The following is a 13,468-nucleotide window of genomic DNA, read 5'->3' on the forward strand; positions in this document are numbered from 1 at the left end:
CTCCTGGGTGGATCTCAATTCCGGTTAGAAACTTGGCCCAGTTGGAGAACATTCTTGCTGGGATTCGAAGCTTTAGTTTCCAGATCTTGTTTGCCACGCGATGCATCCAAATAGCGTGCAAACCAGGAGAGGTTAGAAATAGCTCTAGCCGACTCGAGGTTGCTGGATCGCGATCGATACCTGCTTGCAGATCTTCTTTAATGGACAACTTTTACTTTTCTTCCTTTAGGTCGGCATATAAAACAGTAGAGAGGTAACGCTCACCGAAGGAAGGAATGATAACTACAACTTTCTTGCCCCTAAACTCTTCGCGCTTGGCCACCTGGGCAGCTGCCCAAAGGGCGGCTCCCGAAGAAAGCCCAGCAAGAATTCCTTCCTCTGTTCCAGCACGTCTTGCATACTTGATGGCTTCTTCGCTTGGGACATCAATCACCTCGTCGTAAACGCTTCGGTCAAGAATCGGTGGAATGAAGTTGGCACCAATTCCCTGCAGCGGATGAGATCCTGCAACACCTCCAGTTAGAAGAGGTGAAGCTGCAGGCTCAACTGCAAAAACTTTGATGTTTGGGTTTAGTTCTTTTAGCCTTTGACCGGTTCCAGTAATTGTTCCACCAGTTCCAACGCCAGACACCAAAGCGGCAACTTCACCGTCGGTGTCGTTCCAGATTTCCATCGCGGTAGTCTTGCGGTGAATTTCTGGGTTAGCCTCGTTTTCAAACTGGCGAACTAGAACAGCTCCAGTTTCTTTACCGATCTCTTCTGATTTGCTAACTGCACCGGTCATACCTTCGGTTCCAGGGGTAAGTATCAAGGTTGCACCAAACGCGCGAAGTAGAGTTCTACGCTCAAGGCTCACAGATTCAGGCATGGTCAAAATGGCTTTGTAGCCACGGGCTGCAGCAACCATTGCGATTGCGATTCCAGTGTTACCGCTTGTTGCCTCAACAATTGTGTCGCCTGGCTTGAGCTGACCAGAGCGCTCTGCCGCATCGATGATCGCGATACCTAGGCGGTCCTTCACGGTGGAAGTTGGGTTGTAGAACTCAAGTTTCGCTAGGACTTCGGCTCCTGCGCCATCCATGATTTTGTTGAGTCGAACCAAGGGAGTGTTTCCAAACACCTGGGTTATGTCGTCATAGATCTTCAAGAGCCTTACCTTTCGTTTGTCTTACTGGCAACAGACAGGGTCAACCAGCAAAGCCGGCAACTTATGCCCGATAATGGCCACTTTCTTCTAAAACTAGGCTTTCTGGCCTTCCAAAGCCTAGCTTCTAAGCTCTAGCTCCTGATCAATGGTGTTTTGCCTTGCTATGACCCGTCCGGCAAAAATAGCCGGAATAGCGGTTAGGAAGAGAAACCACAGCGAGCTGGTCCAGCTGCCAGTGAGCTCGTGCAGCACACCAAGCACCAGCGGCCCTAGGGCGGCGGCTAGGTAACCAAAGCCCTGGGCAAATCCGGAGATTCGAAGGAGCGTTTCTTGGGACCTGGATCGAATGTTGAAAAGTGCCAAGTTCAAGGGAAACAGAATCGGTCCAAGACCAATAAGCACTACCCATATCCAAGAGAGGTTTCCAGGCAAGAAAATAAGCCCCGCGTAACCGGTAAAGAACAAGACCCCACTTAGGTAAATAAGTGGTGCTTGATTTGGGAATCTAACTGCCAGCCTTGGCATCAATAACGCAGCTGGCATTCCCATTCCGGCATACACCGATAAAAGTATTCCGGCTTCAAGAAGTGTGGAGCCAGATTCGTCGATGAGTATCTGGGGCAGCCAAGCAAAGGCGGCGTAGCCATTCAACGACGACACCGCAAAGATTACGACCATTGAAACAGCGGTTGGAGATTTCCAAATCTTTATGTGTCGAACGCTAACTGGAATGGTCAGCGTCTGCGTAACTACTGGTTCTTCAATTTTGTTGGAGCGCAAAGCAAAGATCCAAGGAATCATGGCAATTGCTCCAACGATCGCCCACTGACCAAGCGCCAACCTCCAACCAAATTCCTGGGCTACCGGAACAGCAATAAGTGGTGGGGCCAGAGCACTAATGGAAACAATAGTTAGATAAAGAGCGGTCATCGAACCGATTCGATCTGGGAAGTACTTTCTCACCACAACCGGCAGCAAAACGTTTCCCATACCCATTCCAACAATGGCAACAAATGTTCCAACGCTAAGGAGCGACCAGTCTCCAGAAAAAGCCCGAACCAGGTTTCCCAAAACAATTATGAGAAGCAGCACGAGCAAAGCAGCTTCCAAGCCAATTCGTCGAGTGAGCATTGGCGCCAAAAGACCACTTAAGGCAAAGCCAAGGGGTGGGAGCATTCCCAAGAAGGACACCGCCAAGGTCGAAAGCTCAAGGTCCTCGCGAATAAAGGGAATGATCGGCGATAACGAGGAAACTACGGTGCGAAGGTTTAGCGCCACCAATAAAAGGCCCACCAGGGCAAGGACTCTGCCGTGCAGGGGCTTTATCTTGGGCAAGAGGTTATTCTCCAGAATCGGGGTGAACTTCTAACTTAGCGAAGTCATCAGCCTTCGAAGAGAATCCACCCGGCTGGCGCCTTGAGGCCCAAGCACGCCTGCGGCAACTGCCTCATCGAGGGCGCAATCAGGTGAGTCAATGAGATGGCTGCAACCTCTGGGGCAGGAGGCAATAGTTTCCCAAAGATCTTCGAAGGACCGCAGTAAGTTTTTGGGATCGATATGCCCAAGTCCAAAGGAGCGAATTCCCGGGGTATCAATAATCCAGCCATCATCGAGTGCTATGGCCCGAACAGAAGTAGAAGTTTGACGACCGCGACCGGTAACCGCGTTCACACTTCCAACTGCGCGATTGGCATCGGGAGATAACGCGTTTACCAAAGTTGATTTACCAACACCGGAGTGACCCACCAGCACAGTTGTTTGACCAGCCAAAATATCCACCACTTCGCTCAATTGAAAAGTATCCGACCGGGTTCTAATAATGGGAATACTTAGACCTTGGAAGTTTTCTAGAAACTCGGAAGGATCAGCAAGATCAGTTTTTGTGACGCAAATTATTGGCTTTAGCCCTGCATCATATGCGGCAGCCAGATAGCGATCAACTAATCGGGTTCTTGGCTCTGGATTAGCAGCAGCAATCACGATCATTAGCTGAGTTGCATTTGCAACAATCACTCGTTCAACCTGATCCGAATCGTCAGCACTTCGCCGAAGCAAAGTTGTTCTTGGTTCGATTCGAACAATTCGAGAAAGTGCACCGTCATCTGAGGAGGTATCTCCAGCGAGGGAAACAATGTCCCCAACCGCCGGGCCATTGTTTCTAAGCTCCTTGGCCAAAGTTGCGTTGACTTGGTAGTTACCTTCTTGGAGCAAAACTTGATAGCGATTCTTATCGATTCCAATAAGCATCCCTAAGGCTGCACCCGAGTGATCCGGTCTTATCTTGGTTCTTGGCTTGTTGCCCTTGGGGTTTGGGCGAGCCTTGAAATCAGACTCGTCTAAGTCGTGAGCTCCTGGCTCTGGTTCATAAAGCCAACTCAACTAGTAGCCCCAAGCATCTTGCTCCACAGCAACTCAAAGCCGGGCATGGTCTTGGAAGTTACCGTGATGTCCTCGATCTCGATGTCTGGAACGCGAAGCCCAATGATGGCTCCAGCGGTAGCCATTCGGTGATCGCCATAGGTTTTCCAAAGGCCACCTCGAAGATCGGCAGGTTCAATTATTAGCCCATCTGCAGTCTCGCTTGCCCTGCCTCCGATGGAGTTAATCTCATCGACCAGAGCTTTTAGTCGATTGGTTTCGTGACCTCTAAGGTGAGCCACGCCAGAAATTACCGATTTAGATTTTGCGAGCGCTGCCAGAGCTGCAATTACTGGAGTGAGCTCACCGGCAGAAGACAAGTCAATCTCGATGCCGTTTATCTCACCAGTTCCAGTAACGCGCATCCCGGTTCCGGTTCGAGAGACTTGGCCGCCCATGAGTGTGAGCAAGCTAATAAAGTCATTACCAACCTGAGTGGTGCTAGTGGGCCAGTTCTCTACAGTTACCGTTCCGCTGGCAACTAGTGCAGCGGCCATAAACGGTCCAGCGTTTGATAGGTCTGGTTCAATCTCTACGGTTCGACCAGAGATTTCTCCTGGCTCAATTCGCCAGGAAGTGTCGCTAAGTTTTGATACCTTTACTCCTCGCTTGGCGAGGGTGTCAATAGTCATGTCTATGTGCGGCAGAGAAGGAAGAGTCTTTCCAGTGTGATTCAAAGTGAGTCCATCTTTGAATCGAGCGGCAACTAGCAGTAAGCCTGAGACAAACTGCGAAGATTCCGAAGCATCGATAGATAACTCACCACCCAAAACTTCACCGGTGCCATGAATCGTAAATGGCAAGCCAGAGCCAGAAACTTCCACACCTAGGGCACGAAGCGAGTCAACGGTAGTTTTCATTGGCCTTGACCTTGCGGCAACATCTCCATCGAAAGAGATTTCACCCTCTGCAAGAGCTGCAACTGCAGGAACAAAGCGCATAACTGTTCCGGCAAGCCCACAATCAATCTGAGCTGGGCCAGAAATTGGCCTTGGTGTAATTCGGAGCGAATTCGGAGTTGATTCAATTTCTGACCCCAGTTGCCTAAGGGCTTCGATCATGAGGCTGGAATCTCTAGATTCCAAGGGGTTCAGGATTTCACTTGGACCCGAAGCCAGAGCTGAAAGCACCAACTCACGGTTAGTCAGGGATTTAGAGCCTGGGATGCTGATCTGAGCCGAGATTGCTGATTTCGCCAATGGCGCGGCCCATGGACGGGAATAGCTTTTGTCAGTCATTGGTTTTAAAAGTATCAGTTATCAACCTGAAGGACCTAGGCCATGGTTAGCACCAGCTTTTGCGAGGAGGCTCAATTGGTAGACTCTGAGGCTATGGCCAGCTCAAAAAACACAGACTCAGAGCTGAAAATCAGAGACTTTGAGCAACAGGCACTACCTCTTATGCCTCAGCTATACGGTGCAGCATTGCGCTGGACCAGAAACCCTTCCGATGCCGAAGATCTAGTGCAAGAGGCTATGGCCAAAGCTTTCGTGGCCTGGGGTCAATATCAGCAAGGTACGAACTTAAAAGCTTGGCTTTATCGAATCATGACCAACACCCACATCAATAAGTACAACAAGCAGCAAAAAGACCCCTCTCGTGGCGGCTTAGAAGAATTAGAGGATTGGCAGCTCGGCAACGCGCAATCGGTTACCGCTACCACAACACGCTCAGCCGAACTGGAGGCACTCGATCACCTTCCAGCCGACATCATTCGAAACAGCCTTATGGCCATTCCGGAAGAATTTCGCATGGTGGTTTACTACGCGGTTGTGGATGGCTTGCCCTACTCCGAGATTGCAGAAATCATGGGCACCCCCGTCGGTACAGTAATGAGTCGACTACACCGAGGCAAAAAGCTTTTACGCACCCTGCTTGCTGAATACGCTATCGAGCAAGGATACTTATCACCAGACAAGCAAGCGCAAAAAACGGAGCAGAGCTAATGGCAGAATTTAACTGTGAAGAGACCAAAGCACTGGTCCACGAGTATCTGCATAACGAGTTGCTACCCAATCAGCAAAAAGACATCACAACCCACTTGGCGCTCTGCGATTCCTGCGAGGAAGAATATGACCTTGAGGTTTACCTAAACCAAGTGATTGTGCGCTCATGCGATGAAGAGCCACCAAAGAAACTTGCTGAAAAAGTTCTAGCAAGAATTAAGGATATTCAATCTCACTAGTCTTGAGATTCTTCAAGCCCTAGCCACTGGTACCAGCCGCGGTTCAGTACCAGCCAAGCCATCAATCCATAGCCGGTTTGCCCAGGCATGTTTCTTACCGATGCCTCGAGCTCTAAGTTATATCCCTCGTGATCTACCAGTGGGTGGAAAAAATCGACGAATGTAACACTTCTTCTATTACAGACATCCTCGCATCCGGTGGCTAAGTGCTCAATCTCATAATTTAGCGCCTTGTTGAAACTTGGGGGAGGGCCAACAACAAAAACCGAAATGTCACTTCTGCGAGCTTCGTCAATCACGGTTGCCAGATTCAGTCTTGATCTAGAAACCGAAATACCTTCGCTGGCGTCGGAATTACCAAGAGCAATAACAAGTCGGTTATCGGTTTCTGGGCGGAAGCGACGTTGAACTTCTTGACTCCAACGCTCAACTAACGTTGCGCTGGTCTCCCCAGGCGAGGGAACGTTATAGATATCGATGATGGGATCTTCTACCGGGGTTCTTGCGATAACCCTTCCAACCCAACCCATGGCTTTCACGTCACCTATGGCAGTTGTGGTCTCATCGCCAAGAATGACTATGCGAGTATCTAACCGCTCGGTGTTTTCCATTTTCTAGAAAGCTAGCGCCCTGGTTATAAGATCTGCTTGCTCAACGGCGTGACGCTTGGCTGAGCCGGTGGCAGGAGAAGCACTGGCTGGACGAGAAACAAGGGTAGCGACCTGGCCATCCATGTACTTAGGCAAGAACAATCCAACGTAGGTCCAAGGTCCTTGGTTGGCTGGCTCGTCCTGAACCCAGAACAACTGCGCATTTGGATACTGAGCGTAGGTAGCCTTGATCTCGTCAACCGGAGTTGGGTAGAGCTGCTCGATACGAACAACAGCCACACTTCGTTCTCCGCGTTTTTCAATCTCAGCCATTAGGTCCCAGTAAACCTTGCCGGAGCAAAGGATAACCCTGCGAACTGCAGAGTTATCTAGACCCTGCTGGTCTGGAATAACTGGCTGGAAAGAGCCCTGAGTGAAATCTTGAACCGAGGATGATGCCGCTTTTAGTCGCAACATGGACTTCGGTGTGAAAACAATTAGTGGTCTTCTAGGCCTGGTGTATGCCTGACGACGGAGCAGGTGGAAGTGTGATGCTGGAGTGCTTGGTTGAGCAACAGTCATGTTGTTCTCAGCACACAGCTGCAAGAATCTCTCAATTCGCGCGGAGGAGTGATCTGGCCCCTGGCCCTCGTAGCCGTGTGGCAACAAGAGAACCAAGCTTGATGGCTGGTTCCACTTTTGCTCAGCAGAGGAAATGAATTCGTCCACGATAGTTTGTGCTCCGTTTACAAAGTCACCAAACTGAGCTTCCCAAAGAACAAGAGCGTCCTTGTTTTCGATCGAATACCCATACTCAAAGCCCATAGCTGCGTACTCGCTCAACAATGAGTCGTAGATCCAAAACTTGGCCTGACCTTCACGTAGGTTGCGAAGTGGAATCCATTCCTGTCCGTTGACGCGGTCGTGGAATACCGCGTGGCGTTGAACGAAAGTTCCTCGCCTGGTGTCTTGACCTGCCATACGAACTGGAACTCCATCCATAACCAAGGAACCCAGGGCAAGTAATTCTCCAAAGCCCCAGTCGATACCGCCTTCGCGGCTCATCTCAAATCTCTTGGTCAAAAGCTGCTGAAGCTTGGGGTGGACTGTAAAGCCTGGAGGAGTGTTGCTGTGTGCATCTCCGATGAGCTCAACAACATCTTTGGCTACAGCTGTGGCCTTTAGAAGTTCTGGAGCATCACTGGCGGTAGTTCCAATACCGACTCTTCTTGGAATCAGTTCAATTGGAGCGGCCATGGCTTCGTGGACATCAACAAAAGCCTGCTCCAGGCGCTGCTGGAAATCAGAGTTGGCTGCCTCGAATTCACCCTGAGTTAGGTCCCCTCGACCAACTAGAGATTCTAGGTACAAGGTTCTAACTGAGCGCTTGGCTTCAATCAGGTTGTACATCAGAGGCTGGGTCATCGAAGGATCGTCTCCCTCGTTGTGGCCTCTGCGTCGGTAGCAAATGAGGTCAATAACGACATCGTTTTTGAATTCCATGCGGAACTCGAAAGCTAGTTTGGCTACGCGCACCACAGCCTCTGGATCGTCACCGTTCACGTGGAAAATCGGTGCCTGGATAGCTTTGGCAGAGTCGGTTGAGTAAACAGTGGATCTTGATTCTGAAGGAGGAGTGGTGAAACCAACCTGGTTATTGATTACCAAGTGGATGGTTCCACCGGTTTTGTATCCGCGAAGCTGTGCCATGTTCAATGTTTCTGGAACAACACCTTGGCCCGCAAAGGCTGCGTCACCATGAATCAAAACGGGAATGACAGGGAACTCGCCTTTTTGAATAGTGTTTAGTCGATCCAGCTTCGCTCGAACGACACCTTCAAGAACTGGGTTCACGGCTTCGAGGTGAGATGGGTTTGCAGCAAGAGATACTTTCACCTTGTTGCCTTCTAGGCTTTCAAAAACACCTTCGGTACCCAAGTGGTACTTCACGTCTCCCGAACCTTGAACGGTTTTGGTGTCGGTATTTCCTTCAAACTCTTTGAAAACTTGACCGTAAGTTTTTCCGGCGATATTGGTTAGAACGTTCAGACGACCACGGTGGGCCATTCCAATGCAGACCTCATCGATGGCAGCATTCGCAGCTGACTGGAGAATTTCATCCAACGCAGCAATCGTGCTTTCACCACCTTCGAGACTGAAGCGCTTTTGACCAACAAACTTGGTTTGGAGGAAAGTTTCAAAGGCTTCAGCTTCATTTAGCTTGCTAAGAATTCGAAGCTGCTCTTCACGGGTTGGCTTGGCGTAGGAAGTTTCCAATTTCTCCTGGAACCACTTGCGCTGGGCTGGGTCTTGGATGTGCATGTATTCGACACCGACTGTGCGGCAGTAGGAATCACGAAGAATCTTGAGGATGTCCCGAAACTGTGCCTTCTGCTGACCACTAAAGCCTGCAGTTCTAAAGGTGCGGTCTAGATCCCAAAGGCTTAGACCGTGGTTTAGAACATCGAGGTCAGGGTGGGTGCGCTGGCGGTATTCCAGTGGATCGGTGTCTGCCATCAGGTGGCCACGTACCCGATAGGCGTTTATAAGCTCTTGGATTCGGGTAGCTTTTTCACGATCATCTAGACCATCTCGTTCAAAATCAGAAACCCAACGAACAGGTTCGTAAGGAATTCGAAGGTCAGCAAAAATCTGATCGTAGAAACCTTCTTCACCCAGCAACAAACCGTGAACAATCTTTAGGAACTCTCCGCTACCAGCGCCTTGAATTACACGGTGATCGTATGTGGAGGTAAGAGTTATGGTTTTGCTGATTCCAATTTTTGCAAGTTGGGCATCACTCATGCCTTGGAATTCTGCCGGGTAGTCAAGTGAACCAGCACCAACAATGCAGCCTTGATTCTTGGTTAGCCTTGGGACTGAATGCACAGTACCTATACCACCTGGATTAGTGAGCGAAATAGTAGTGCCCTGGAAATCACCCGCAGTCAAGGTGTTCAACCTCGCGCGGGTAACTAGATCTTCGTAGGCGACCAAGAACTCAGCAAAATTCAAACGCTGCGCGCGTTTGATGTTTGGAACTAACAGCGCTCTAGTTCCATCTGGTTTTGGAATGTCGATGGCTAAACCAAAGTTCACGTTTGCCGGCTGAACCACAACAGGCTTTTCGTCCACGATGTCGTAATAAACATTCTGGGAAGGGAACTTCTTCAACGCCTGAATGATTGCAAAACCGATTATGTGCGTGAAAGAAATCTTTCCGCCTCTGGTGCGAGAAAGGTGCGAGTTAATTACCAGGCGGTTATCAATCATCAGCTTTGCAGGCAGAGTCCTAACACTTGTTGCGGTTGGAACCTGAAGCGAAAGATCCATGTTGGTGGCAATGGTTTTTGCCATGCCCTTTAGTGGTGAAACTACATCCTGCTCTTGATCGGCAGAGCCTTCAGTAACGATTTTTATAGATTCGGTAACGGGAGCTTGAGCGGGGATTGGCTGAGGCTTGGCCTCAATGCGAGTGGTTTTGGCAACTACCGGAATGGAAGATGTGGCGTCAGAAACTTGTGGGGGAGCTGCTACTGGCGCGGAAGCCACTGGGGCTAAGGGTGTTGCTGAGGCTTCGGAGGGTTTGTAGTTTTCAAGAAGGGGCCACCATTCTTTGTCTACAGAGTCAGGATTTTGACGATATTTTTGGTACATTTCGTCGACTAACCACGAGTTTGCTCCGTAGTCGTCTTGCAATCCTTCACCGGACACAGAAAAAACTCCCTATTTGGTTGGCTTGAATGACACCTATATCTTACGCTCTCAAGGGCTCAAGAAACGAGGCGTTAAGAAGCAATGGCTTTGGCCTAGGCGGGCCACTTACCTCTGGAGTACTGCTCAGGCCATTGAACATCCGCCCCTAATTCAGCTGCTGCTCTAAGTGGCCAATACGGATCTCTCAGAGAAGCCCTGGCAATCAAAATCACATCTACTTTTCCTGATTGCAAAATCTGTTCTGCTTGGTGAGCATCTGTGATCTGACCAACTGCGCTTACTGGCTCTGAAATTCGATCTGCAACATACTCAGCAAGTGGAACCTGGTAACCAGGTCCAGAAGGAATCTTTACACCAGTAACGATTCCACCACTTGAAACATCGATTAGGTCTACTCCTGCTTGAGTAGCCCAACTTGAAACCGTTGCAGTTTGTTCTTCATCCCAACCACCGTCGGCGTAATCGGTTGCTGAAAGTCTGAGAAAAACCGGCATGGTTTCTGGAACTGACTTTCTGACAGCTGCTACAACTTCCATGAGCATGCGTGCACGATTCTCAAGAGATCCACCGTACTGATCATCACGGTCGTTACTTAGCGGAGAAAGAAATTGATGCAATAGGTATCCGTGTGCACTGTGAATCTCTACAGCATCAAAACCTGCCTCAACTGAACGCTTCGCCGCTTTGCCAAACGCGTCAACTAAGTTAGCAATTTCTGAAACACTAATTTTTCTCGGAGCGGCGTAATCTCCAAATTCTTGATTGGTCGATGAGATAGTCTCCCAGCCGCCTTCAGAAACTGAGATTGATCCCACTCCGGAGGACTCGCGGTGAGTAGAAGCTTTGCGCCCAGCATGGGCTAGTTGCATGGCCATCTTGGCTCCATGGCTGTGCGCTAGCTCAACAATCTTCTTCCAAGCTTTAGCTTGCTCGTCATTCCAGATTCCGGTGCACCATGGGGTGATTCTTCCTTCCGGAGCAACTGCCGATGCTTCGACGATGATCAGGCCAGCACCGCCGATAGCTCTAGAGGTGAGGTGCACCTCCTGCCAACTTCCAGGGACGCCATCTTTGTTCTCGCAGGAGTACTGACACATCGGGGAAATCCAGATACGGTTTTTGACCTCGAGGTCACGAAGCTTGATTGATTCAAAGAGCTTTGGCATTTAGGTTCCTTCTTTCAATCAACAGAGTACCTAGGGCGGTAAACAGCCCCAGTGCTACGCCAAGTCCAATAGCAATGTTGAGCGGAACAATTATTGTCAAGAATCCGATAATGGCTGGCCCTGAGAGAATTCCAGCGTATGCGATTCCAACCACCTTGGCCATGTTCCTTCCAGCGTGAGATTCTTCTCCAACCTCAGCAGAGTATGCAAATAGCTGCGGAACTACCCCCGCGATACCAACTCCTGCAATTAGCCATCCCAGAAGTGCAACCGGAGATGAGGTAGAAATCACGACAAGGCTAGTTCCAACTGCAGATACTAGTGATCCATAGCGAATTACAAAAATACGGCCGCGAATCGCAACCAACTTATCAATCACCAATCTGGTAATTCCCATTGCACCAGCAAACACCGCAAGAGCGAGGGAAGCGTAAGCGTCTGTAGTTCCTAAAATTCTTGCGTGGTGCAGAGCAGACCAATCAACACCAGTTCCTTCCGCAATGGCAGCTGCGCCAGCCATTGCCCCAAGGAAGAGAACATATCCAAGAACTTTTCGATTTTGCGTGTTTGCAGCGTTCAATACTTGCTTCTCTGCTTTTTTGTCTGCTCGATTAGATTCATTGGCGCGCTGTTGATTTGGTTGATCAGGCAACAACCAGCTACGCATTGAAACAGCAACAATTAGTGTCGCAACTCCAGCGATCGCAAGTGTCACGGGCATTTCAAAGTTGTTTGCTAGAGCGAGTCCACCTAGTGTGGCGCCAATCAGGCCACCGAAAGACCACATCGCGTGAAATGCAGAGAAAATCGGTCTGCCATACGCTTTTTCAACTTCGACAGCGTGAGCGTTCATGGAGATATCAGTCGCGCCAATACCAAAGCCCAAACCAAAAAGTGAAAGCCCCAGAAGAATCTCACTTGTAGCAAACCCTGGAAAAAAGAGCATTAATCCCATAAACACAGCAGCAGTGAAAGTAGCAGTTCTGGAACCCACTCGATCGATAAACTGCCCAACTATCAAACTGGCAGACAGAGCCCCCGCGCCGAGAACAAGAAGTAATGCACCAATCGTCGAATGAGGAATATCCAGCTTGTTTTCAACATAGGGAATGTGCACAGCCCAGAAAGTCATTGCAGATCCAGCAATGGTGAAGTAGGCAAAGACTGCAAACCGTGCCTTCTGCAGACTTGTCATGATGCCCCTTCATAGGCCTTAGGCCAACTACACCTATCTTAGATAGCCTGTCAGGCATGGGAACCAGACTGAATCAGCGCGCTTTTTTGAGAATGAGTTCATTGGTGGCTGCCTCTTTTCTGGTGCACCTTTGGGCACTGACCGCCAGCAAGCTATTTCCAGACGCCATCTCTTTTGGTGACCTCAGTCTCTACGAATACTGGGCCTATCAAGTTGAAAACGGAGCTGGGGTCTATGGCTTAGCAACCGAATGGGTTTATCCAGCTATAGCTTTTGTTCCAATTTGGATTGCTAGTGCACTCAATTCAGGTAGCTACGAAGTTTCCTGGTTGGCCCTGGTTTTTGTGCTAAACACGACAGCTGTGTTGCTTTTGATTCGTCCAGCAACCAGTGGGAGGCTATTTTCTGGAACGCACGCCAGCTGGGCGCTTCTTTCAGCATTGGTGCTTTTAGGCCCCGTAGCCGTTTCAAGAATTGATTCAGTGAGTGCAGCTCTGGCAATTTTTGGTTTGGTGGCCATAAGCAGAAATTCCAGGGGAATAGCCGCCGCCCTATTCACATTGGCTGGCTGGATCAAGATATGGCCGGTTGCATTATTTGCGGTCATGATCGCAGTTTTCAAAAAAAGAGTTCAAGCAATTATGGTTGCAACCACTATTAGCGCCAGCATCATTGGGATTGGGCTAATAGCCGGTGGCACAAAAGTTTTTGGCTTCGTGCTGCAACAGCAGGAGCGCGGAATCCAAATTGAGTCCGTAATGGCCACGCCTTGGATGTGGTTGGCCAAATTTGGATCGGCAAACATATTTTTTGATGACATCGTTCTAACAAATCAGGTTTCAGGCCCGCTAGTGCAGGAGCTTGCAGCGGTTTCGAATTACTTACTGTTTATCGCTCTGGCGATAACAGCCTTCTTAGCAATTCGGGCCGTGAGAGCAGGGCGTAATCGCACTCAAGTTTTTGTTTTGGCTGCACTGACCGGTGTATTGGACCTGATTGTATTTAACAAGGTTGGCTCCCCGCAGTTCATGATCTGGTTGGCAGTACCAC

Annotated in this window: 12 protein-coding genes; 3 read left to right on the plus strand and 9 right to left on the minus strand. The window is 49.6% G+C overall.

Annotated features, from left to right (window positions below):
* The 5 genes from AC9UES_RS04965 to aroA all read right to left on the minus strand — a co-directional run.
* A partial coding sequence (locus AC9UES_RS04965) for a serine O-acetyltransferase (RefSeq protein WP_509527215.1) occupies window positions 1-208 on the minus strand: 208 nt, incomplete at its 3' end.
* 3 nt (window positions 209-211) lie between these two features.
* The gene (cysK, locus tag AC9UES_RS04970; RefSeq protein WP_509527217.1) at window positions 212-1,147 is read right to left on the minus strand and encodes a cysteine synthase A; all 936 of its coding nucleotides are present in this window, start codon (window positions 1,145-1,147) and stop codon (window positions 212-214) included.
* 117 nt (window positions 1,148-1,264) lie between these two features.
* Window positions 1,265-2,482, minus strand: coding sequence for an MFS transporter (locus AC9UES_RS04975; RefSeq protein WP_509527219.1), 1,218 nt, complete (start codon window positions 2,480-2,482; stop codon window positions 1,265-1,267).
* Window positions 2,483-2,512: 30 nt separating this feature from the next.
* The gene (gene rsgA, locus AC9UES_RS04980) at window positions 2,513-3,526 is read right to left on the minus strand and encodes a ribosome small subunit-dependent GTPase A (protein ID WP_509527221.1); all 1,014 of its coding nucleotides are present in this window, start codon (window positions 3,524-3,526) and stop codon (window positions 2,513-2,515) included.
* On the minus strand, window positions 3,523-4,803 hold the full coding sequence (gene aroA / locus AC9UES_RS04985) for a 3-phosphoshikimate 1-carboxyvinyltransferase (RefSeq protein WP_509527223.1): 1,281 nt from the start codon (window positions 4,801-4,803) through the stop codon (window positions 3,523-3,525). Before aroA ends, rsgA begins: the two co-directional genes overlap by 4 nt.
* Before the next feature lie 93 nt (window positions 4,804-4,896).
* Here aroA and AC9UES_RS04990 point away from each other — a divergent pair, with 93 nt between their 5' ends.
* Window positions 4,897-5,511, plus strand: coding sequence for a sigma-70 family RNA polymerase sigma factor (locus AC9UES_RS04990; protein ID WP_509527225.1), 615 nt, complete (start codon window positions 4,897-4,899; stop codon window positions 5,509-5,511).
* The gene (locus tag AC9UES_RS04995; RefSeq protein ID WP_509527227.1) at window positions 5,511-5,750 is read left to right on the plus strand and encodes a zf-HC2 domain-containing protein; all 240 of its coding nucleotides are present in this window, start codon (window positions 5,511-5,513) and stop codon (window positions 5,748-5,750) included. The genes AC9UES_RS04990 and AC9UES_RS04995 overlap by 1 nt, the downstream gene beginning before the upstream one ends.
* Here AC9UES_RS04995 and AC9UES_RS05000 read toward each other — a convergent pair.
* The 4 genes from AC9UES_RS05000 to AC9UES_RS05015 all read right to left on the minus strand — a co-directional run bounded on the left by AC9UES_RS05000 (window position 5,747) and on the right by AC9UES_RS05015 (window position 12,418).
* Complete coding sequence (locus tag AC9UES_RS05000) at window positions 5,747-6,361, minus strand: GDSL-type esterase/lipase family protein (protein WP_509527229.1); 615 nt, start codon at window positions 6,359-6,361, stop codon at window positions 5,747-5,749. The genes AC9UES_RS04995 and AC9UES_RS05000 overlap by 4 nt on opposite strands.
* A gap of 3 nt (window positions 6,362-6,364) precedes the next feature.
* Window positions 6,365-10,054 (minus strand): multifunctional oxoglutarate decarboxylase/oxoglutarate dehydrogenase thiamine pyrophosphate-binding subunit/dihydrolipoyllysine-residue succinyltransferase subunit, encoded by a 3,690-nt coding sequence (locus tag AC9UES_RS05005; RefSeq protein ID WP_509527231.1) that lies wholly within the window; start codon window positions 10,052-10,054, stop codon window positions 6,365-6,367.
* A 95-nt stretch (window positions 10,055-10,149) separates the two neighbouring features.
* Window positions 10,150-11,223 carry an NADH:flavin oxidoreductase/NADH oxidase gene (locus tag AC9UES_RS05010; protein WP_509527233.1) on the minus strand — a complete coding sequence of 358 codons (1,074 nt, stop codon included), beginning with the start codon at window positions 11,221-11,223 and terminating at the stop codon, window positions 10,150-10,152.
* Entirely contained in the window at window positions 11,207-12,418 is a 1,212-nt protein-coding gene (locus tag AC9UES_RS05015) for an MFS transporter (protein ID WP_509527235.1), read from the minus strand. Before AC9UES_RS05015 ends, AC9UES_RS05010 begins: the two co-directional genes overlap by 17 nt.
* Before the next feature lie 56 nt (window positions 12,419-12,474).
* On the opposite strand from AC9UES_RS05015, the gene AC9UES_RS05020 reads away from it, so the two are divergent.
* Window positions 12,475-13,468 (plus strand): glycosyltransferase 87 family protein (locus tag AC9UES_RS05020; RefSeq protein ID WP_509527237.1); only part of this gene is annotated, 994 nt, incomplete at its 3' end.

Origin of the sequence: Rhodoluna sp. (assembly GCF_044232805.1) — a bacterium.
Taxonomy (GTDB): Bacteria; Actinomycetota; Actinomycetes; order Actinomycetales; family Microbacteriaceae; genus Rhodoluna.

What these genes read in the sequence shown, in the direction of transcription:
- aroA (WP_509527223.1), bottom strand. Translation starts at nt 4,803, where the DNA reads ATGACTGACAAAAGCTATTCCCGTCCATGGGCCGCGCCATTGGCGAAA.
- AC9UES_RS04990 (WP_509527225.1), top strand. Translation starts at nt 4,897, where the DNA reads ATGGCCAGCTCAAAAAACACAGACTCAGAGCTGAAAATCAGAGACTTT.
- AC9UES_RS04995 (WP_509527227.1), top strand. Translation starts at nt 5,511, where the DNA reads ATGGCAGAATTTAACTGTGAAGAGACCAAAGCACTGGTCCACGAGTAT.
- AC9UES_RS05000 (WP_509527229.1), bottom strand. Translation starts at nt 6,361, where the DNA reads ATGGAAAACACCGAGCGGTTAGATACTCGCATAGTCATTCTTGGCGAT.
- AC9UES_RS05010 (WP_509527233.1), bottom strand. Translation starts at nt 11,223, where the DNA reads ATGCCAAAGCTCTTTGAATCAATCAAGCTTCGTGACCTCGAGGTCAAA.
- AC9UES_RS05015 (WP_509527235.1), bottom strand. Translation starts at nt 12,418, where the DNA reads ATGACAAGTCTGCAGAAGGCACGGTTTGCAGTCTTTGCCTACTTCACC.